The 22617-nt window shown below is 47.0% G+C and carries 12 protein-coding genes; 3 read left to right on the top strand and 9 right to left on the bottom strand.

The genetic code is table 11. From position 1 onward, the window contains the following. Positions 1-78: 78 nt before the first annotated feature. From LX99_RS02500 to LX99_RS02465, 8 genes are all read right to left on the bottom strand, one after another. The gene (locus LX99_RS02500) at positions 79-1314 is read right to left on the bottom strand and encodes a DUF4998 domain-containing protein (protein ID WP_022832028.1); all 1236 of its coding nucleotides are present in this window, start codon (positions 1312-1314) and stop codon (positions 79-81) included. A gap of 21 nt (positions 1315-1335) precedes the next feature. Beyond that, a complete protein-coding gene (locus LX99_RS02495) occupies positions 1336-2574 on the bottom strand; it encodes a DUF5000 domain-containing lipoprotein (protein ID WP_022832029.1) in 1239 nt (412 codons plus the stop codon). A 47-nt stretch (positions 2575-2621) separates the two neighbouring features. Then, entirely contained in the window at positions 2622-4532 is a 1911-nt protein-coding gene (locus tag LX99_RS02490) for a RagB/SusD family nutrient uptake outer membrane protein (RefSeq protein ID WP_109606087.1), read from the bottom strand. Between the two features lie 25 nt (positions 4533-4557). Beyond that, positions 4558-7899 (bottom strand): SusC/RagA family TonB-linked outer membrane protein, encoded by a 3342-nt coding sequence (locus LX99_RS02485; RefSeq protein ID WP_109606085.1) that lies wholly within the window; start codon positions 7897-7899, stop codon positions 4558-4560. A gap of 185 nt (positions 7900-8084) precedes the next feature. Continuing rightward, positions 8085-10076, bottom strand: a complete 1992-nt coding sequence (locus LX99_RS02480; protein ID WP_109606083.1) for an SGNH/GDSL hydrolase family protein — start codon at positions 10074-10076, stop codon at positions 8085-8087. A 300-nt stretch (positions 10077-10376) separates the two neighbouring features. Beyond that, positions 10377-11678, bottom strand: a complete 1302-nt coding sequence (gene fucP / locus LX99_RS02475; protein WP_211318938.1) for an L-fucose:H+ symporter permease — start codon at positions 11676-11678, stop codon at positions 10377-10379. A 7-nt stretch (positions 11679-11685) separates the two neighbouring features. Continuing rightward, positions 11686-12450 (bottom strand): SDR family NAD(P)-dependent oxidoreductase, encoded by a 765-nt coding sequence (locus LX99_RS02470; RefSeq protein WP_109606081.1) that lies wholly within the window; start codon positions 12448-12450, stop codon positions 11686-11688. Between the two features lie 8 nt (positions 12451-12458). Then, positions 12459-13688: an enolase C-terminal domain-like protein gene (locus tag LX99_RS02465; RefSeq protein WP_109606079.1), complete on the bottom strand. Its 1230-nt coding sequence runs from the start codon at positions 13686-13688 to the stop codon at positions 12459-12461. A gap of 205 nt (positions 13689-13893) precedes the next feature. Here LX99_RS02465 and LX99_RS02460 point away from each other — a divergent pair, with 205 nt between their 5' ends. The 3 genes from LX99_RS02460 (at position 13894) to katG (ending at position 21108) form a co-directional block, all read left to right on the top strand. Further along, positions 13894-14769: an AraC family transcriptional regulator gene (locus LX99_RS02460; RefSeq protein ID WP_109606077.1), complete on the top strand. Its 876-nt coding sequence runs from the start codon at positions 13894-13896 to the stop codon at positions 14767-14769. A gap of 276 nt (positions 14770-15045) precedes the next feature. Then, on the top strand, positions 15046-18486 hold the full coding sequence (locus LX99_RS02455; RefSeq protein ID WP_211318937.1) for a ThuA domain-containing protein: 3441 nt from the start codon (positions 15046-15048) through the stop codon (positions 18484-18486). A gap of 348 nt (positions 18487-18834) precedes the next feature. After that, positions 18835-21108, top strand: coding sequence for a catalase/peroxidase HPI (katG, locus tag LX99_RS02450; RefSeq protein ID WP_109606073.1), 2274 nt, complete (start codon positions 18835-18837; stop codon positions 21106-21108). A 159-nt stretch (positions 21109-21267) separates the two neighbouring features. Here the strand turns inward: katG and LX99_RS02445 are convergent, their stop codons facing one another. Continuing rightward, positions 21268-22509, bottom strand: coding sequence for a cation:proton antiporter (locus tag LX99_RS02445; protein WP_109606070.1), 1242 nt, complete (start codon positions 22507-22509; stop codon positions 21268-21270). Positions 22510-22617: the final 108 nt, after the last annotated feature.

Here is a 22617-nt window from a genome sequence, read left to right as displayed (position 1 = left end):
TAGGTGTTTAGCCAAATGTCGGTTGTTTTAAACTAAAAATTACCGGGGCCATTAATCGCCCCGGTAATTTTATCGTGCTTATAGTAAAGCGTTGTTCCAGAAAGTTAGCTCGCTCATGTTGGTGTAGTTGCCTTCTCCGTTCGAGTTATGTTTAATCCTGATGCGGATATAACGTACAGGCGGCGGGTTAGGGTCAAAATTAACCTTTAGCGGCGCGCTGCCGTCATCGTTGCGCTTGATCGATTTGAGCAGTTTCCAGCCTTTGGCGGTGGCCTCGGCAGCCCAGCCCGCATCGTTTGCTTTAAGGCTGGTTGCCGCATTGGTAATATCGGCTATACCCCAAACTTCAAAATCATCGGGGTTATGGCAGCAATTGCGCCCGGTTTCTTCAATCGCTACAAGGCCTTTGTAAACCGCGCCCATATCAAAGGTAAATACCACAGGCAGCGGGCCATGGCCATCACTATGCCAGATATTGGGATAGCCCTGCGGACCGTTACTGCCATCCCACAGTTTATCCAGGTCGGTTCCGCCTTCCAAAGCCCCTGCGTCGTAAGGTAACGATACTTTTTTGAACAGTTTTTTATCGCAAACGGCAACCGCGTTAATGGTAGCAAAATCCTCGTAATCGGATACATAAAAGGTATCGATAGCTGTTTTTACAGGGATGAATGCCGAACGGAACTGGATTTTGGTATCCGCCTTGTAATCAGGTAGTACGATAGACAGGCTGTCGGCGTTTATCCGTGCAATGGTTTCTTGTCCGGCTTTATTGGTGTACTTAATATCGGTAAACACGTTGTGGGCCGCGGTGTCCATCAAATTGAAGTTAAGCTTCACCTTTCCATCGGCACTGATCCCGTAAGGATTAGCCAGGTTATAGTTGCGGTTTGAAAGCCCCGATTGATAAACCGGGCCATAAACTTTAACATTATTGATATCGCGCGGAACCGAGCGGTTGCCTTTGGCATCGTACGAAAACATGGTGAACGAGTAGATATACTCGTTAAGGTTGGGTACAATAACGGTAAGGCTATCCGAAGGGTTGTGGTTATCCGATGTATAAACAATTGAATCGGCTTTGTTATTCCAATACACCACATAGCGCGTTACGCTCGGATCGCTGCTGGGATGAAAAGTGATACCGGCGCGCAGGTTGCCGGGGCGTGGCGTTATTTTGCTGATGGTACCGGGATATTTAACCTCTTTGCCGTTCAGGAATGATTCAAACTCGGTGTCTTGCTTGCTGCAGCCATACATCAGGTATCCCATTAAACCCAAAGCAGCTATTCTGATAATATTTTTTGTTTTCATTTTAATCTGAATTATTAATGCTTATTGCGGTTTACCATATATTGAAAGCTCCATCATGTGAGCAAAATCCCCGTTTGACCATGTGGTATGCACCATAAACCTGAAGTATTTAATTGGCGTTGAACCAGGCGGGATGTTAAAATTTACACCTGCCGCCACAAAAGCCGCGTCGGCTGCATTGGTAAACCCGGGTGTAAGGCCCGATGGCGGGTTCGGATAATGATAGTTGCCTATGTTTACCCAATCGCCCATTACGGTTCCTACCGGCGCGTAATCGGGCAGCCTCATGTCTTGTGGTGTGTTAACGTTTGATCCCCATATCGAGAAATCTTTTGGGTTACCGTGGCCATAAGCATATTGATCAGGCCTTTCCCACAAAATAAAACGGCTGAGTTGTGCCGATACGCCAAGGCTGAAAGTAACCTGCATGGGCGCCGCGCCGCCGGGAGCGGTGTGCCAGCCATTTGAATAGCCGTCTGTTTTGTTATCCCAAAGGTACGGCACTTCCCAGCCGTAGGCGGTCTGGCTATCAGTAGGGGTTTTATAAACCGCGAAGTTGGCCTTGTTAAGCAGTGTTTCAAAAATAGGGGTTAGCGTAACCAGGGTTGTATCAGATATATTGCCAAATTTATCAGTAACGTATACGCCAAATTGCTGCGGTACCGCCTGGTAGCCCCTTACCGAATAGTTTAGGGTATCGGTATTGGTGTAATGCTGATCGGCAACTTCAAGCGCCTGGGTTGATTTTTGAAAATCAAGTAAAACTATACCCACATCGCGCTTTGCCGGATTCAGGGCTTTGATATTTACACCCCCAAAGTCAGACGTGATAGCGAGGGTTGACTTGATCAGCTGGTAATAAGGCTGATCGGGGTGAACCTTAACCGTTAACGGATCAGATTTTACATTGGCCCTGCTCACCGAATAAAGGGTTACATCATAATCCTGGCTTTTAGCAAAACCATCAACCGTTACCGTATCCGAGTAATAGCTCGATTTGGTTTGGCGTGTTGTTTTATCATTGATACGGTATTCGGCCTGTACATAAAGCAGATTATCTGAGTTTGGTAAATCATAGGTAATATAAGCGCCGCCATTAAAGTTTTTAACCTTTACATTGGTAACGGTAGCAGGCTTGCTTAAATCATTTGATACCTCTTTAATATATCCGTCGTTTTTTTTGCATGAGGTTAAGCATGCTGTAAACAGCAGCGCCATTAGCACCCATGCTGTTACCGGATAATTGTTAATGCGTTTCATAATTCTTTATTTATATTGAATTAGTTCGTTTATAATTGATGGGCGGCCTACCAGTAGGTGGTTTGCACCAGGTTGTTGTTAACCGTTAAATCGTAATCTTTTATCGGCCAGAAATAATTGCGCAAGCCAAAAACGGGTGTCATCACCGTATTAGGGCGATAGTAGTTGCCCGGCTCGGTTTCGTAAATGTTCCAACCCTGCATAGGCACGCTCAGCACCTGTTGTATCTCCTTCCAGCGGCGAAGGTCCCACCCGCTTTGCGCCTCAAAACAAAGCTCTATCCGGCGCTCGCGGTGGATGATATCACGCAAACCTTCTTTGCTAGTTGGTTTATTCGGGTTTTTAGAATAGGTGGACCATGATTCAACCACACCTTTCAAACCAGCTCTTGCCCTTACCCTGTCAATGTAATCGTACACTTCGGCAGTTGGGCCGCCAACTTCGTTCAATGCTTCTGCATAAAGCAGGTATAAACCTGCAAGCCTCATTAATGGCAGGTGAAATTCGATAGGTTGAAAGCCATCATCATAAACTGATAAATAATTGGCCAGTTTTTTAGGCCAGTAACCGGTAATGTTTAGTGTGTTACGGTCTTTAGGTCCGGCCAGTGACGTATTGCCACGTGCCTCCACATGGTAAGCCTGGTCCTGGTTGTAAATACCGTTACCATACCAGATGGCGCCGTCAAAAGCAATGTTGGCATAAAAGCGTGTTTCGCGGCCGAAATGCTCGTTAATGGTGGTGTAACCTTTAGCTATCAGGTATTTATCGGCATCGCCTGCTGTTTTAAGCGCGTATCGGTTGGCGTAATCAAAGTTCTTATCCTCGTTAACGGGTACACCATTAGCAGTATAAAAAAGCTCCTGGGTTGAAATAGGTACAGCGAAGGTTGATGGGTTGGAGAAGATGTTCACCGCCGATTTCGGCGTTAGCCTTGGTGTAGCATAACCCTGGCACGGAAAAGTTGGGTTTAAAGCCCAGATCAATTCCGGGTTTTGGTCCCATTTTTCGGTAACGGTGTTTTGAATGGTTAATTCGGCACGTAACTCGTCAGACAGGGTGCCAACCGTTGGCGGCGAAACAAAGGTGTATAATTTAAGACCGTTAGCGGTACAGGCATCTATAGCTGCCTTGGCCGCATCGGCAGCTCGTTTCCATTTTTGCGGATCGGCAATGGTTGAAAACAGCAACTGTCCATCCTTGTTTTTCATGCTGGCATAATCCGGATTGCCATTAAACAGCGGGCTGGCCTGTGTTGCCAGCATCTCGGCCTTGATAGATAAGGCGGTTAGCTGGGTTATACGGCCAAGTTCTTTAGCCTGGTTAGTGATTACCGGGGGCAGATTGGGGATCGCTTCGTCCAACAGCTGCACACAATAGTTAAATACCGAATCAACCGGCGCTCGTTTTACCCTTACTTCTTCGGTTGCGGCCGAAATATCAACATTGGTTTTTATCAGTGGTACCGGACCGTACAGGCGGCACAGGTAGTAATGATAGTAAGCCTTTAGAAATTTTACCTCGGCAACCCAGCGTGCTTTTTCTGCCGGAGTAAGATCGAAGGCCTTGTCAATGTTTTCGAGGAAAATATTACACCTCCGTAGCGAGCGGAATAAGGCCTGCCCGCCGTTTTCGCCGTCCCACCAGTTAACACCCGGGTTACTGCTGTTTTGAGCGCCGCGGATGAGGTTGAAACCGTTTTCGTTTAGGGGCTTATTGGTAAGGTTGTTGGGATAAATAATCTCTGAAGAGGTAGTGAAGCCCACATTTGATGTAGGATCATAGAACTGCTGTAACGTAGCATAGCAGGTAAACAGGTAGTTTTCGGCTTCGTTACGGTTCCTGAAAGCGTACTCGAGGGTACCGGTATTATCAGGCGTTACATCAAGGTATTTTTTACATGATGCGCCCGAAATCAGGAGCCCTACCAGTAATAAAAGTTTATAATATTGTTTCATAATACTCAGTATTGATCAGTAAAAATTATAGGTTAACGTTGATGCCTAAGTTGAATACCTTTTGTATAGGGTAGGCAAAACCGTTGCCGCGCAGCTCCGGATCCCATAATTTGAAGGGGCTCCAGGTGTACAGGTTTAAGCCGTTAAAGTAAATGCGGCATTTGGTTACGTTTAAGCGTTTCAGTATTGATGGCGGTAAGGAGTAGCCAATCTCTACCGATTTCAGCCTGATAAAGCTGCCGTCGCGCATCCACCAGGTACTGTTTTGGCGGTTGTTTTCAATCTGGTTACCGGTAACGCCTAAACGCGGGTAGGTAGCGTACAGGTTTTGGTTTTCTTCGCTCCAGTGGTCATCGGCAAAAGCTTTAATTAACTGGGTGTTGCCATAGATGTATGGATCAGGGCTTTGGATGAATGGGCTAACCCGGCTCGGATCTATAAAGAATGATACCCGCGCCTGCCCCTGGAAAAAGCAGGAAATATCGAAGTTTTTATAACCGCCCGATAAACCTGCGCCGTACACAATTTCGGGAACGGTAGGGTTACCGATAAATGTTTGATCGGCAGCGTCAATTTTACCATCGCCGTTAAGGTCGCGGTATTTGATGTCGCCACCGCCCGGGGGCACGCCGTTGTTCGAGAATATTTGCGAAGGAGAGTTCCGTGCCTCATTATCGTCAACAAACAAACGTTCGGCAATGTAGCCATAGGCCCTGTTTATGGTTTGGCCAGATTGGTAGCGGTAAGCCTCAGCCCATTGCGGTTCTTCGTAGTTACCGTATTTGCTGGTAGCGAGTGTGAAGTTGCCACGGCCCTGTAACCAGGCGCCGCCTCTGCCAATAGGGGCCTTGTAATCTGCCGACAGGTCGATACCTTTCGAGTCGGCTGTACCAATATTGGCCGTTACTTTAGGGTTGCCGTTCTGGTCAAGCGCCTCAAGGCCCATGGTGGTAGGTAACGACGAGCGCGTTTGCAGAATGTTGTAGCGGTGGTATTTGTAAACCTCGGCAACTACGTTCAGATTTTTAAACATGGTAAACTCAAGGCCAAGGTTAAGTTGGCGTGAGGTTTCCCAGGTAATATTCGGGTTTTCGTAATTGTTGATGTAAACACCTTCGCGCCTGTAGTTATTGAAGGTGCCAAAGTAGGCCGGGTTACCCCCGTTAAGGTTAACGTCCGAAAGGAAGAAAAAGCGCTGCTGACCGATAGCGTCGTTACCTACCAACCCGTAGCTGGCCCGTAGTTTTACACGGCTGAATACATTGTACAATCCCTGGCCCCAGAATTTCTCATCCGATACAATCCACGAACCGCCGATGGTAGGGAAGAAACCAAACCTGTGATTAGCAGAAAAGCGTTCGGTACCGTTGTACCCAAAGTTGAACTCTAAAAAGTAACGGCTTTTGAATGAGTAAGTTGCGCGACCGGCCACAGTAAGGTTGCGGTAGGGTAACGAATATTGTAGGGTTGTATAATTTAATACCGGGTCTTTAGCATCAGAGTATACTGTTTGCTGACGTGTACCGATTAATGAAGCGCTCACGTTATGATCGCCAAAGGCGTGGTTGTAATCTAAAACACCCTGGAAAAAGATAAAGGTATTCAGGTTGTCATAATCCCGGTCGCGGCTGTAAGTGAGGTATTCGGTTGGTACGTTAGGCACACCGTTGCCTGCCGGTTGCGAGTTGAGCCAGGTTAATTTATAGGTGTTGGTAGCTTTGTCATAGTTACTCTCATCCGCGAAATAATAAAACGGCGAATAATTCATGTGCGATTGGAAGTACGCGTACCTGTTGGTATGGAACAAGCCGTGAAAATTAAGGCCATCGGTAATGAAATTCAGCTTTTGGTTTAACTCCAGCTGCGCTGATAACCTTGATTCGGAGAAGTTTTTATGGCCACGCAATAATGCCGCGTAGGGGTTATTGTAAGCTATGGCGTTTGGTCCTGCGGTTCCGTTGGCAACACTTGGCGCGGCGTTACCGAATAAAATGTGCTTGGCGTTCATGTTTGCCGAATCGGCCGGGAAATAGGCCGGGAATAATACCGGGCTGGTGTGTACGGCCACGTTATACAGATCGGTCGAGAACGAAGCGTCGCTGGTCATGGGGCCATTATACTCGTTAAATGAGCCCACCAGCCTTACTACCAGTTCGGTGCTTTTGGTAAGGTTGATATTCACGTTCGAGCGGAGCTGGAAGTTTTCAAACTTAACGTTGTTGTTATTATTGTTGGCTATATCCTCTTTCAATATACCATGGTCAACATTGTACGAACCTGATACATAGTAACGGGCAACATCGCCGCCGCCGCTTACACTTAAATCGGCACGCTGGGTGGCGGTACGTTTTTTGAAAAGCATGTCCAGCCAGTCTACAGCCGGGTAAACGTATTTATTACTACCCGGATCGCCGCGGAGGGCTGCTTCGGTATTCAATATTTTGTTGGGGGTGAAGGGCGGCGGACTTGTCGGGTCGCGGGTAATGGTCGCTTCGTTAAAAAGCTTCATGTAAGTAATAGGATCAGCAAGTTGCAGGGTTTTGGCCGATTGGCTGATCGAGTTCTCCACGCGGGCGTTGATCTTGGCTTTACCTACCTTACCTTCTTTGGTGCTTACTAAAATAACACCGTTAGCGCCACGTGCACCGTAAAGGGCTGTGGCGCTGGCATCTTTCAAAATCGAAAAGCTGGCAATATCGTCAACCTGCAAACGGGCAAGGTCGTTAGCGGTCAGCTCTACGTTATCAATTAAGATAAGCGGGTCTTTTTTATAACCAAAGGTGGTTACGCCCCTGATAAAGAAGTTGGAATTATCCAAACCCGGCTGCCCGTTAGGCTGAAATGCGATAACACCTGCAACCTGGCCGGCAAGCGCGTTGGTTAAGTTACTGGCCGGAATTTTCAGGTCCATCGGTTTAACGGTAGTAACCGAACCAACCACGGCTTCACGGCGTTCTTTTTTACCGTAAGCCAAAACCACCACCTCGTCAAGGCCGCGTTTTGACTCTTTCAATACGATGTTAACCACCAGTTTGCTCCCGGTAACGGTAAATGTCTGATCGAGGAAGGTTACATACGATACCTTGAAAATGGTGCCCGGTTCGGCATCAATAACAAATTTGCCGTTAACATCTGTAGTGGTGCCCAGGTTTTTACGGTTGGTAGCTATGATGTTTGCCCCGGCTATTTTTCCGCCAAGGGTATCGGTCACGGTACCGGTAATAGTTACCTTGGTTTGCGCATGCGAAAATTGCGCCGAACAAAGCAGGCTCAGCAGCAATAACACAAAACAATAAAAACCCGGTGCAGGTTTAAAAGAGCGTTTATGCTCCCCCCGGGTTTTGATCAGTTGGTAAAGTTTGTTCATAAATTGGTTTAATAAATTGATTAAAGGGTTTTTAAATTGGCTTGTGTTTTTTGACCTCCGTGTTAAAGGCGGAGTAATGGTTTTGCATTGGGTTTAATCATTTGGTATAGAGCTTTAAAATATGTTAAACTGACAATTAAAAAACCGGATACCCGTTTACGCTGACCGGCTTTGCTTTTAAAAAATTAATTGGTTAAAAAGTAGATCACCTGGCACGCGGTCCCCTTGCTGTTCATGTTTTTATGGCTATCTATTTTAAGTTTGAGTGTGTGCCGCCCCCTTTTCAGATCGGTGCTGAAGGTTACATACCAGGGCAGGTATAACCAGGAGCTGTATTGCGTATACAAATCCATCGTTTTTTCGGCCCCGCCATCAATACTGTAATTGATGATGCCTGCATCCGGCCCTGAAACAATGGCCATACCTATGGCTGTTCCCTTAAATGGCAAGGTTAAGCTTGAACCCGGTTTTGTGCCGATGAGCATTGGTTTGTGTACAAAGCCATCGCGGGTGGCAGTGTTATCGGTCGGTGTCCAATCCGGATTTATAACCCAGCCGTTTAAATTTTTGGCATTTTGGATGCTGTAGTATTGCCCCTTGCTGATGTTTAACGCGTTTAATGGTTTGGGCAATGACTTATTAACCAACTTTGTGGAGGAAGGATATCCGGCAAAGCATTGATCCAGCAGGCTTTTTATCGAAGCGAAATAAAGTTCCTGGCCGTAGATGGCAGGGTGGAGGTCTTTAAAATCATACTGCCATGAAAACTCCTGGTTATTCAGTTTGTCGGTAACTTCTTTGGCAAGATTAACCGACGGCAGGCCGTAATAACCCGAGATGAGCTCGTGGTTTGCAACCTGCAACGGTGTTTTGTCGTTGTTGTAATCCCTGATCTTGTCCGGATCAACAAACTCCATCATCACAATATCCATTGCGGGGTTTGCTGTTTTGGCGTGGCGAACGATGCCTTCTAAGGCTTTAACTTCGGTTAGGCTGTCTAACCCGTTCACATTATCATTTACGGCTGCTTCAACAAACAACAGGTCTACCCGGCCCGAATCCAGCACATCGCGCTGTAAACGAAAGGCATGCGGAACGCTGCCCAAGGATGGGATACCGGCCTGGATAAAATGAAATTTGGTAGCGGGGAAGCGCTCGGTAAAATAGCGGCTTATTTTTTCGCGCCAGCCGGGGTTGTAGGTTATCGAACCGCCTAAAAATGCTACCGTAGCGGTTTTATTTGTTTTGAAAAGGTTCAGGCTGTTCGCCAATCCATCGCGAACTTTGAAATAATTGTTATAAGGAAGTATCTTTTTTACCGGGTAGCTGTAACCCGTAATTAGGTTAGCCCATTGCTCCGGATTTTCTATGGGGAAGTGGTGTCCGCTCAATTCCTGCGGACCGGCAGTTACCGGGTACACCATCATCGGGCCACCTAAAGCTGTATAGCGTTGTGCAAGGATATTGGTATTTTCGGCATTAGGCACTAATTTGTCATCAATGCCGATGATGTGCATTACCGGTACCTTGAAGGCGGCAAGCCCGTCCAGGTTATCGATGGGGTTATCATGATAAGCAAGCGCCTGTTGTTCGGTAATGTGGTAAACCTCCTGTAGCTGTTTCCACAGAGCCGCGTCGCCGGGACCGCTTAGTTTGCCGCCGGGCCAGCTTTTAATATCGCAAACGGGGGCTTCGTTGTAAATGCAGGTCACTTTATCCGGGTTGCGTTTGGCCCATCCATAAACATATAAGCCGCCGCGGCTAACACCCTCCAGCGCCGCCTTAAAGGCAAATCCTTGTTCTGTGGTCAGGTATTTATAAAAAACGTCCCATACCTGTAAGGCGTAAGGGCTTCCGTACAGGTTATCAACCTTAACATAAGCAACATGAAACCCTTTGCTAAGCAAAATACTATCAATATCGGTATGCCAGTCGGGGAAGGATGCCCGCCAGATCCACGGATTGCCGTCGAGCGATTTCTTAGGGTTTACAAAATAAGCGCTGTGCGGACCAACGTTCAGGTTGATGCGCTCAAAACCTTTCCAACTGTCGGTAGTGGTTTTTTGTATAGTATATGCGGCTGGGGCATTGCCCGCAAGCTCATTTTCATGATGCTGTGCTGAGGCAATGCCGGCCGCGAACCCAAATAATAGCGCAATTAGTAAAGTTTTAATCATTCAGTAACGGTTATAGCAATCCCAGTCCAGGTTCGCGGCTTTTTTTTCGGGCCGTTGTACCTGGTTTAAATTCTTTAGTAAACCTTCAGTAGTTGCTGTTTATAATTAAAATAAAAGTAGAGCGAACACCGGCAATAAATTGCGCTAAAATTGATGAGTTTCGATACTATTTTGACTATGTATTTTCTTAATTAGGTCAAAAAAACGATTTAGTAGCAATTTGTGTGCAATAAGTGTGTATTTGACAACAAAATAAGCGCAACTTTTATTTGTTGTTGCAAAAAACGGTGCAGCTTCAACTCAATGGCCGGCCACGGTAATTATGGCCTCGTCTATGTCATCAGCTAATGGGGCGTGCTTCACCACATAACCTTTCAATCCATAAAATAAAACATACAGGTAACAGATTAAGGGTGCTGTGAAGGCAAGCCTGATGCCTGCATGATCGGATATCAAACCCATTACCGGAGGAATGATAGCTCCGCCCACAACCCCCATAATCAGCAAAGAAGAAGCTACTTTGGTATACCCGCCGATATTTTTAATACTTAGCGTAAAGATGATGGGGTACATAACCGAGGTGAAAAATCCAACAATTGATAAGGTGATGATAGAAAGGTATCCGCTTGTTAAAACCGAAACCAACACCAGGCCAAAGGCTCCGGTGCTGCAAATAATAAGTACCTTATTCGGTTTGTTATGTTTAAGTATCAGCGCGCCCAGTAAACGCCCCGCCAGTACCAACGCCATATAGAGCGTAATAAACAGGGCGGCTTTCTTTTCGGTCATGCCGACAATATTTAACGTTTTAGTGTAGCGGATAATAAAGCTCACCACACCAACTTCGGCACCGAGGTAAGCGAAAACGGCGAATACACCCAGCATGGTGTGTTTAAACTTAAAAACATCCGACAGTTTTTTATTCGATACACCTTCGTTAATTACCGGAAAGTTTAAAAAATACAGCAAAATACAAAGCGCGATAAAAAGCCCGGCGAGTGTAAGGTAAGGCGCTATAACCATATGCGCCTCGCCATTTAAAAAGTTTTGCAGCTGTTGCGGATTGAGAGATGCTATTAAATTTGCGGATATATCCTGATCATGCAATAAAAAAGCCGAACCCAGGTATGGCCCAATGGTTGCACCCACCGAACCTATAGCGGCCGCCAAACTTAGCCGACTTGAAGCATGGTCGGGGTCGCCCAGTCTGGAAATATAGGGTGTCGCCGTAACTTCTAAAATGGCAAAGCCCGAAGCCATGGTAAACAAGGCAAGCAAAAACACCGGGTAAAACCTTGTTATGGCCGCCGGGTAAAATATGGCCGCGCCAATGGCAGCCAGTACCAACCCGGTGATCATCCCGGTTTTGTACCCTCTTTTTTCGATAAACCTACCCGCGGGCAAGGCCATCAAAAAATAAGCGCCAAAAAAAGCCGACTGGATCAGCGATGATTGCAGATCTGTTAACTGGCAGGCCCTTTTTAAATGGGGGATGAGCACATCGTTGATGTTGCGGCTCAGGTTCCAGAAAAACATCAGGCTCATCACTATCAACAGCGGCCCCAGGTATCTTGACGAATTGCCGTTAGTTTTATTCATCATTTCAATTTTATCTTTTGTAACCCAATTCGGCACCTCCGCTTACAGGCATGATACAGCCGGTTACAAACCGGGCCGCGTCTGATAGCAGGAAAACCGCGGCGTCGGCCACTACATCAGCTTCCGGGCAGTAGCCAAGGGCATGAATCCCGTTCAAATATTTTTCAATTGATCCCGGATCAGGCTGTTCGGCCGCCCATTGTTTAAGCAGCGGTGTCCAGACCCCGGCCGGCGAAATGGCGTTAACCCTGATGCCGAAGGCCGCATAATCCAGCGCCATCGATTTGGTGAGCGCGTTAATGCCGCCTTTGGTTGCCGTGTAGGCCGCATGCAGGCTCTGGCCGATATCGCCCGCCATACTGCTGGTGTTTAAAATGCAGCCTTTAGATGCCTTAAGTAAACCGATGCCGTGTTTGGTTGTCCAGAAAAGGCTTTTAAGATTAATGTTCATCAACGCGTCCCATTCATCTTCTTCCGTTTCATCAACAGGTTTGGAGGGATGGGCTATAGCCGCGTTGTTATGAATGGCATCAAGCCGGCCGTAATGCTTTTGTATTTCATCAATCGCTGCTTTTACATCGGTACTTTTGGCTACATCGCCTGCAATACCTTTGTGGTTACCGCCCAGGTTTGCCAATACTTTGCCCAGCGCCGGTGCATTCACATCCATTATAAAAACGGTTGCGCCTTCACGTATGTAAGCCTCGGCACAGGCCAGGCCTATGCCGGACGCGCCTCCGGTAATCAAAATCACTTTGTTTAATAACTGGTTCATTTTGGTTTTTAGCTGATCAGTAAATCGCTGCTGTTGCCCGCTTCGGCCGGTACGGCGTAATAACCGCCGCTGATATTGGCCGGATGTTTAAAATAACGCGACAAATGCGGGATATGTTCCAAAAATAGGTTTTCGTGACCAATAGCAACATGGTTAAATAACACTAAATGCTGGTGGATCTGCCCCATATCGCCCACATGCGGCACTACCGGGATGTTAAACTTTTTAGCCAGCAGGCTGATGGTCAAAAACTCCGATATACCCCCAACGCGAACACAATCAACCTGGCAAAAATCCATCGCCCCGGCCTGCAAAAAGTTTTTAAAAATGATTTTGTTGGGGATATGTTCGCCGGCGGCGATTTTTAACGGCGAAATTTCTTTAGCCAGTGTCTGGTGCGCTATCACATCATCAGGGTGGGTTGGCTCTTCAATCCAGTAAGGGTTGATGGAATTTAACTCTTTGCAAATGCTGATGGCCTGCGGCAGGTTCCATTTCTGGTTGGCGTCAAGCATAATGGTGGTTTTGTCGCCTGCTTCTGTACGCACCAGTTTTGCCCGGCGGATATCCCGTTGCGGGTCGTTCGAGCCTACTTTCAGTTTCATGGCCGTAAAACCACGGTCAATAGCGCGGTTAACGTTTTCTTTGATCTTCTCGTCGGTGTAATTGAACCATCCCACCGATGTATCGTAAGCTTTATAACCTGTTTGCAAAACCCCTTTGCGCAAAGTACGCCCGGCCAGGTTATGGCTCAATAGGTTTTCGGCATCTTCAACGGTTAGCACATCTTCAAGATAATGCAGATCAAGCGTAGCTACAAGTTGTTTTGGTGTCAGGTCTATTAAAAGCTTCCAAAGCGGTACCTGGCGGCTTTTGGCCCACAAATCAAAGCAGGCATTAACAATGGCTGCAAGCGCCAACTGCATAACGCCTTTATGCGGCCCAAGCCAGCGGTAGGCTGGCGAATCTAATATGGAACGGTAAACCGGTCCGAAATCGGCCATCAACGCTTCAATTTCTTTACCTTTTAAAGGCTCAGACAGGTATTGGATGGCTTTGCACACCAGGTCGTTACCTGCACCTAACGTAAATGCAAGGCCAATGCCCTTAGTGTTGCCACCGGTATGGAGTTCGCAAATAGCGTAGGCGTATTGCGTTGAGTCGTTCACTGCATCCGAACCGGCGCCGTTGCCTAAGTTAAAGCGCTTATCGGTTACTTCAATTTTTGTAATATACATGTAAGTAGATATTTTAAGGGATAGTGTCCCGTTAAAAATGAAAACTGTATTAGTTGCTTATTTATAGATTGGTTTTAGCTGCCTCTTCCGGATGAGGTACGCTGATGTAAAATTAGGCGGCGCATGTTTTTTACTTTCATTTAAATTGGCAACTTTTGATAGTATTTTTGCTTGTGTTTGAATTTTTTGAGCCATTTTTGTTAAAATGAAGCCAATTTTAGCCGTATTGTCCGACGGTGTACAGTCGGAAGACCTTTTTTTAGCCAGGGAAGTGATACTGCCATTTTTTTCGAACGAGTTTCATTTTCATGAAGAATGCCAGCTGGTACATATTGTAAAAAGCTCCGGAAAGCGCATCATCGGCGATTCGGTAGATTACTTTGAAAGCGGCGAAACAATTTTTTTAGGATCAAACATCCCGCATGTTTGGCATAACACCCGGGAGCAGCCTGCCGATGTTGAAGAGGTGCCTTACTCGCATTCATTAACCATTTATTTCAATCCTGCAAAACTGATCATGCACCTTTCGGCCTTTGGAAATGTGCGCAAAATCGAATCGTTTTTAAATAAAGCCCAACGGGGGGTAGAGTTAAAGGGAAAATGCAGGGAAGCGGTTGTTAAACTGATGTACCGGATTTTACAACAGGAAGGTTTACCAAAGATTATCACCCTGCTGGAGATCCTGGATCTTATGAGTTCAGACGAGGGGTATAATTTACTGGCCAGTACCAATTATACCAACCAGTACCAATATCATGACAGCAAACGCATGGACCAGGTTTTTAAATACATTTTCGATAATTTTCGCGAAGATATCTCACTCAATACCATTGCCGATGTTGCCAATATGAACACCTACGCGTTTTGCCGGTTTTTCAAGGCACGCACCAAAAAATCATTTACCCAGTTTGTTAACGAAACAAGAATTGGTTATGCGTGCAAACTGCTGGCCAATAAAGACTATAGCATTACAGATATAGCCTACGAATGCGGTTTTAATAACGTATCAAACTTTAACCGTTTTTTTAAAGTAATTAAAAAAACAAGTCCGCGCCAATACCGCAACCAATTATTGGTTTAGTTTCCTTTTATCTTCAGTTTTAGTACGCCTCCCTTGCTGTTGCGGCGCAGGTACCTTAAGCCGTAACAATTCAATTACAAATACATAGTCGCCAAAAATTAAACTTTAACCGCTATACATCAGGTGTTTTAAATAGTATTATTGTGTTAGCCAATTGATTGAACAACCCTTTTAGTTTAACTTTTTTTTACAGTCGCCTAAGTTTTTAAGCCGTGTTCTATGCTCGTGTTGCTTTTTCGGCTGTTTAATGAAAAACGATCAACCAATAATCACTATATGTCGTTAAAAACAAACCTTACCTACGTTTTTTTGACGGGATTAACAGTCCTGCTCTTCGCATTTAAAAAGCCTGCCGATAAGCCGCGTGTTTTGGTGTTTTCCAAAACGCTGGGCTGGCACCATTCGTGCATCCCTTATGGTATCGCCGCCATTCAAAAGCTGGGCAGCGATCATGGTTTTGATGTGGATACTACCACCAATGCGGCCAATTTTACCGACGAAAATCTTAAAAAATACCAGGCGGTTATTTTTAACTGCACTACCGGTAATGTACTTAACGCGGTTGAGCAGGCAGCGTTTGAGCGTTACATCCAGGCGGGAGGTGGTTTTGTAGGCCTGCACTCCGCAGCCGATACCGAGTACGACTGGCCATGGTACGGCAAACTGGTAGGCGCTTATTTTTCGAGCCATCCAAACAATTCCAATATCCGCAAGGCTGTTATTAACGTAACCGATAAAAGCCACCCGGCTACCGCCAACCTGCCCGATAAATGGGAGCGTACCGACGAGTGGTACAACTACAAATCCATTTATAGCGGTATACACGTACTGGCCAGCCTGGACGAGAATACCTATGATGGCGGCACCAACGGCGCCGATCATCCCATCACCTGGTACCACGAATTTGATGGCGGCCGGTCGTTTTACACCGGTTGCGGCCATACGGATGAAAGCTACAGCGACCCGCTGTTTTTAGGCCAGCTGCTTGGCGGTATCAGGTATGCGATGGGAAATGGTAAACCGCTTGATTATGGTAAAGCCTACTCGAGGGTGGCGCCGGATCAAAGCCGCTTTATCAAAACAGTTTTGGTAAGCAATATCGCCTCGCCAATGGAGCTGGCTACGGCTAAAGACGGGCGTGTTTTCTTTACGCAGCTGATGGGCAATTTTTCGGTTTATAATACCAAAACCCATCAATTTAAGGTGATCCATAAGTTTCCTATCACTTACGAGGGAGGCACAGGCGTGATTGGCCTAACCCTCGACCCTGATTTTGATAAAAACCAGTTTGTTTATATCTATTATATGCCTGCCGGGCAAACCATCGAGCCGCTTAATTTTCAATTGTCGCGTTTTAAATTAAGCCCCGCAGATGTGCTCGACCCGAAATCAGAAAAAATATTGTTGAAAGTGCCCGTGCAAAAGGTAAGCGGCGCGCACCACGGCGGCTCGCTGGCCTGGGATAAGGATAAAAACCTATATCTGTCTACCGGCGATAGTTCGAGCCCTTTTCCATCAGACGGGTACGCTCCTTTAGATGAACGTCCGGGTACCGAACACTACAGCCTCGACGCGCAGCGAAGCGCCGGTAACACCAACGATTTTAAAGGGAAGATACTGCGCATTCATCCTGAAGCTGATGGCACTTACACCATCCCCCAAGGAAACCTTTTTGCGAAAGGAACCGCTAAAACCAGGCCCGAAATTTATGTGATGGGTTGCCGCAACCCTTACCGCATTGCTGTAAACCCCAAAACTTCGGTTTTGTATTGGGGCGAGATTGGGCCGGATGCCGGTAAAGATTCGCCCCGCGGTCCGCGCGGGTATGATGAGTTTAACCAGGCCCGTAAAGCAGGCAATTTTGGCTGGCCCTATTTTGTGGGTAATAATTTTGCTTACTCGCACTGGGATTTTGTGAATGCCAAACCGGGGCCGTACTTCGACCCAAAAGCGCCGGTAAATAATTCGCCGAACAATACCGGGCTTAACGTATTGCCTCCCGCCCAGCCGGCCATGATCTGGTACCCTTATGCCGCTTCAGACGAGTTTCCGGAATTAGGCATGGGCGGGCGCTGCGCCATCGGCGGCGATTTTTATGAGTTTGACAAAAATGTTAAAAACCCCAATAAGTTCTCCGAATATTATGACGGGACATTGTTTGTTGCCGACTGGATGCGCAACTGGGTAATCAGCCTGCGTTTTGACGAGCATGAAAACTACCTGCGCAACGAAGCCTTTATGCCCTTAAGCGGCGACTTCAGGAGGCCCATTGATATGCAGTTCGGCCCTGACGGGGCATTGTATATGCTGGAGTACGGATCGGTTTACGGCGCGCAGAATGAGGATGCCCGTTTGGTGAAGATAGAATACAACACCGGCAACCGTGCGCCTGTTGCCAAAGCCGGTATTTTAGATACTGCCGCGTTTAATAATTTTGCCCGTACCAGGTTTATCACGTCCGAATTAAAGGACTTTCCTGTTAAAAAGGAAATCGCAGGCCAGGCTCCGCTTAAAGTAAGCTTCAGCAGCCAGAACAGCAAAGATCCGGACGATGACGATCAAATCACCTATCAATGGTTGTTTGATGGTAAAACAGTTGGCGCTACCACAGCATCAGCCCGATATACTTTCACCAAACCGGGGGTATATAAAACCATTTTAAAAGTGACCGATAAAGGCGGATTGGTTGGCCGCGACACTGTGGTAGTAAGGGTTGGCAATACCAAACCCGAAATAACCATTGCCAGCGCGGATAACAGGTCGTTTATCTGGAAGGGCAAACCTTTTAGTTATCACGTGGTGGTAAGCGATAAGGAGGATGGGAGGATCGACCCTAAAAAAGTAAAACTGTTTTACATCTACAACCCCCAGCCATCTGCCAACAGTACTACGCAAAACCTTACAGCCCTGGCAACCACCGAGGTTAGTTATCCCGGTAAGGCGTTGATGGCCAACAGCGACTGTAAATCGTGCCATACCGTTAATAAAACAGCCGTTGGGCCAAGCTTTATGGCTATTGCCAAACGCTATAAAACCCAGAAAGGCGCTATCGATCAGCTGGCTAAAAAAATTATAGCGGGCGGCGCAGGGAGTTGGGGTACCGAACATGTAATGAGCGCGCACCCGCAGCTTTCAACTGCCGATACGAAGGAAATAGTGAAATACATTTTTTCGCTTACCGATAAAAAAAGCCCGGTACTGCCTTTGCCTGTTAGCGGAACGCTTAACCCTAAATTTAACGATGCCGAGCCCCGCGGTGAGTATACCTTGCTGGCATCGTATACCGATAAAGGCGGTAAGGTTGTAGGGCCGCTAAGAGCAACCGACATGGTGGTGCTGCGTAACGCAACTGTTAAGGCTGTTTATGCCGATGAATTGAAAGGGTTTAACCGGTTTAAAGATGATCTTTCGGCAGGTAGCCATAAATCGTACGTGCTGTTCAAAAATATCGACCTGACCAATATCAGCGCCTTTGCTTATAAATATGCCTCTAAGGATTATGCAGGAGAGATAGAAGTACGGATAGATTCGCAGGCAGGCCCGGTTATCAGCTCGGTGGCGTACCAGGTAACCGGCGGCTGGGATAAAACCGGCGAGGTAAAAGGAACGCTTACAAAACCCGTAAGCGGCAAGCACGATGTGTACTTTTTCGCCATTAAACGATCAAAGCCTAACGATGGTATTTTGAGTTTGAAGGATATTCAGTTTGTGGAATAAGGTAGATGGATGTTAAAAAGACTTTTGTAGGAAGTAAAGCAAGCGCGAATGAATTGGTTATTAGTTGATTTTTCGGCCAGAGCAACCAGTACACAAGCGGTTTTCTTATCCGGATTTGATGTATAGAGACTTTGACGGCAGACAGATAGTTGAATGTTTAAACTATTGTAAACGTGCTTTTTGAGTGCTGTTGTTAGGTTGTTGACGAGTAGCGATAATGTTTTCTAATAGTTTTTGATTATAGAATTATAGAATTAATCGATTTTGATTATATGATTTGAACCTCTAATTTTATCATCAGCGGGGATAGCCCTGTAATTACTCCAATACCATAAAATTGCAAAAAACATGGAAAAAGAATCGAACGACATCAGTAAATGCCCATTCCACAATGGTACTTTAAAACAAAATACCGGAGGTGGCGGCACCCGGAACCGCGATTGGTGGCCAAACCAGCTAAAGCTGAATATTTTACGCCAGCACTCGTCGCTGTCCGATCCGATGGATAAAGATTTTAATTATGCCGAAGCATTTAAAAGCCTTGATCTGGAAGCTGTAAAACAAGATCTACACGCACTCATGACCGACTCGCAGGACTGGTGGCCGGCCGATTTTGGTCATTACGGTCCGCTGTTTGTGCGCATGGCCTGGCACAGTGCCGGTACTTACCGTGTTACCGATGGCCGCGGTGGGGCAGGGGCCGGGCAGCAGCGTTTCGCGCCGCTTAACAGCTGGCCCGATAACGTGAGCCTGGATAAGGCGCGCCGTTTACTGTGGCCTATCAAACAAAAATATGGCAACAAAATTTCGTGGGCCGATTTAATGATCCTTACCGGTAATGTGGCGCTCGAATCGATGGGTTTTAAAACTTTCGGTTTTGCAGGTGGCCGTGCCGATGTTTGGGAACCACAGGAGGATGTATATTGGGGTTCGGAAACTACCTGGCTGGGTGGCGATCTGCGTTACGCTCATGGCTCGCCGGGTGTGGAAGGTGATGGGGTATTGGTAACTGATGATAATGCCGATGGCAATATCCACTCGCGCGATCTTGAAAAACCGCTTGCCGCCGTACAAATGGGTTTAATTTATGTAAACCCCGAAGGGCCGGATGGCAACCCTGACCCTATCGCGGCAGCAAAAGATATCCGTGATACATTTGGCCGCATGGCTATGAACGATGAAGAAACCGTGGCGCTGATTGCAGGCGGCCATAGTTTTGGTAAAACACACGGCGCGGCCCCGGCCACACATGTTGGTAAAGAACCAGAAGCCGCCGACCTGGAATTGCAGGGCCTGGGTTGGGTTAACAGCTACGGTTCGGGCAAAGGTGCCGATACCATTACCAGCGGACTGGAAGTGATCTGGACTAAAACCCCAACGCAATGGAGCAACAACTTTTTCGAAAACCTGTTTGGCTTTGAATGGGAGCTTACCAAAAGCCCGGCGGGGGCGCATCAATGGGTAGCTAAAAATGCCGAAAGCATTATTCCGGATGCCTACGATGCAGGGAAGAAACATGCGCCAACCATGCTCACTACCGATTTGTCGTTAAGGTTTGACCCGGTTTATGAGAAAATTTCGCGCCGCTTCCTGGAAAACCCTGATGAGTTTGCCGATGCTTTCGCACGTGCCTGGTTTAAGCTAACCCACCGCGATTTAGGGCCCCGTGCCTTATACCTTGGCCCGGATGTACCGGCTGAAGAACTGTTATGGCAGGATCCTATCCCTGCAGTTGACCATCCGCTGGTGGATGACAATGATATCGCTTCCTTAAAATCTAAGATAATCGAATCGGGCTTAACTGTATCTGAGCTTGTTTCAACAGCCTGGGCTTCCGCCTCCACCTTCCGCGGTTCGGATAAGCGTGGCGGTGCTAACGGTGCCCGCATCCGCCTTGCTCCGCAACGCTACTGGCAGGTAAACAACCCAACGCAATTGCAAAAAGTATTGGGTGTGCTTGAAGGCATTCAAAATGATTTTAACGGAGCACAACAGGATGGAAAGAAAATTTCTGTTGCTGATTTGATTGTACTGGCCGGTAGCGCCGCGGTTGAAAAGGCAGCCAAAGATGCAGGTTATGATATTACAGTTCCGTTCACTGCAGGCCGTATGGATGCCTCGCAGGAGAAAACAGACGTTGAATCGGTAGCTTACCTGGAACCGCAGGCCGATGGTTTCCGCAATTACCGTAAATCAAGATCATCAGTTTTCACCGAAGAATTGCTGATTGATAAAGCCCAGCTGCTTACCCTAACCGGTCCGGAATTAACTGTACTGGTAGGCGGGATGCGGGTATTGGATACCAATTTTGACGGTTCAAAGCATGGTGTTTTTACATCAAGGCCCGGTGTATTAACCAACGACTTTTTTGTGAACCTGCTGGATATGGGTACCGCATGGAAAGCCGTATCTGCCAACCGTGAACTGTATGAAGGCACAAGCCGCAAAACCGGAGAGGTAAAATGGACAGCCTCCCGCGCCGACCTTGTATTCGGCTCAAACTCTGAACTGAGGGCAATAGCCGAGGTTTACGGAAGCGCCGATGGAGAAGCCAAATTCGTGAGGGACTTCGTAAAAGCCTTTACCAAGGTAATGAATCTTGATCGGTTTGATATAGCCTGATTAAATCCTCTCTAAAGTAGAGAACTTTAAGAAACAAGGCGCTCCCTCGCCTTTGGATAGGGTTGAGGTGAGGCCTTTTTGTAAAGAAGTTTAAAGAGGATTTCACGTTACGCTGCCCGCGATTTGCCATCGCGGGCAGCTTTTTATTTTATCTCTGTTTTATGTTTTTGGGGTTTTTAACAGGTTTTTGGTAAAGCCGCCAATGCTCAAGCCCTGTACTAAAATGGAGAACACCACAATGGTGTAAGTGATCAGCACGAACATATCACGGTACATGCCCTTTTCGAGCGAAAGCGCAAGGGCTATAGAAAGGCCCCCTTTCAATCCTCCCCAGGTTAAAATGGCGATGGCATGGCGTTCGAAATTAATTTTCCGTTTCAGCAGCCACACCGGCAACGCAACCGAAATCCAGCGCGACAACAGCATAACGCCGATAGCGGCCAAGCCAACAATCAGCAAAACAGGCTCTACGTTAATTACCAATAATTCGAGCCCAACCAGCATAAACAGTATAGCATTCAGGATTTCGTCTATCAGTTCCCAAAACTTACCTAAATAATCCCAGCTTATGGCCGATAGTCCCTCACGCCGCGATTTATTACCGGTAATCAGTCCCGCTACAACCATGGCCAGCGGACCGGAAATATGCAGGTGATCAGCCGTTGCATAACCGCCGGTAACCAGGGCCAGCGTAATCAATACCTCTACCTTGTAATCATTAACCGAGCGGAGCAGGTGAAAGCCAAGGTATCCCAGCAAAGCGCCGAAAGCGAGGCCCCCTAATGCTTCGCGCGCGAAGAGTAAGCCAAAATTGCCCAGGGAAAAATGCCCGGTGCGGGCAATCTCCGTCATGGTTACAAATAGAACGATGCCTATACCATCGTTAAATAATGATTCGCCGGCTATTTTAAGCTCTAACGAAACGGGGATACGGGCCTCTTTCAAAATACTTAAAACCGCAACCGGATCAGTGGGCGAAATAATGGTGCCAAAAATAAGGCAGTATATAAAAGGTACGGGGTAACCAAACCAACCAAGCAGTAACCAGGTTAGGTACCCAACCAGGCCTGTAGAGATTAGTGTGCCGAACAAAGCCAGAACGGTAACCGGCAACCGCTCCTTGTACAGTTTTTTGGCGTCGATGTGAATAGCACCGGCAAACAGCAGGAAGCTTAACAGGAAATTGAGCAAAACGTCCCTGAAATCGATGGCGTTGATAACCGATGCGAGATGGTCAAGCCGGACCCAGGCAAACCCGCGGAGCACAACAGACAGCATGGATAAACCCAGAGATAATACCATGATGCCGATAGCGGGCGGCCACTTGATAAAACGGTGATTGACATAGGCAAATGCCGCTGCCAATACAATGATAAAAGCCAGTATATCGGGGATGCTCATGCCCAAAGATAGTAAATGTGGGCAGAGAAAGGGCAGGAGCAGCGGTTTAGCCGGGCGTAAAAGGTGCTAAAATCGAAAAAGGCACAAATTATCTTGCGCCTTTTTGTG

Origin of the sequence: Mucilaginibacter oryzae (assembly GCF_003148845.1) — a bacterium.
GTDB lineage: Bacteria > Bacteroidota > Bacteroidia > Sphingobacteriales > Sphingobacteriaceae > Mucilaginibacter > Mucilaginibacter oryzae.
This window is presented reverse-complemented; position numbering and strand designations above follow the sequence as displayed.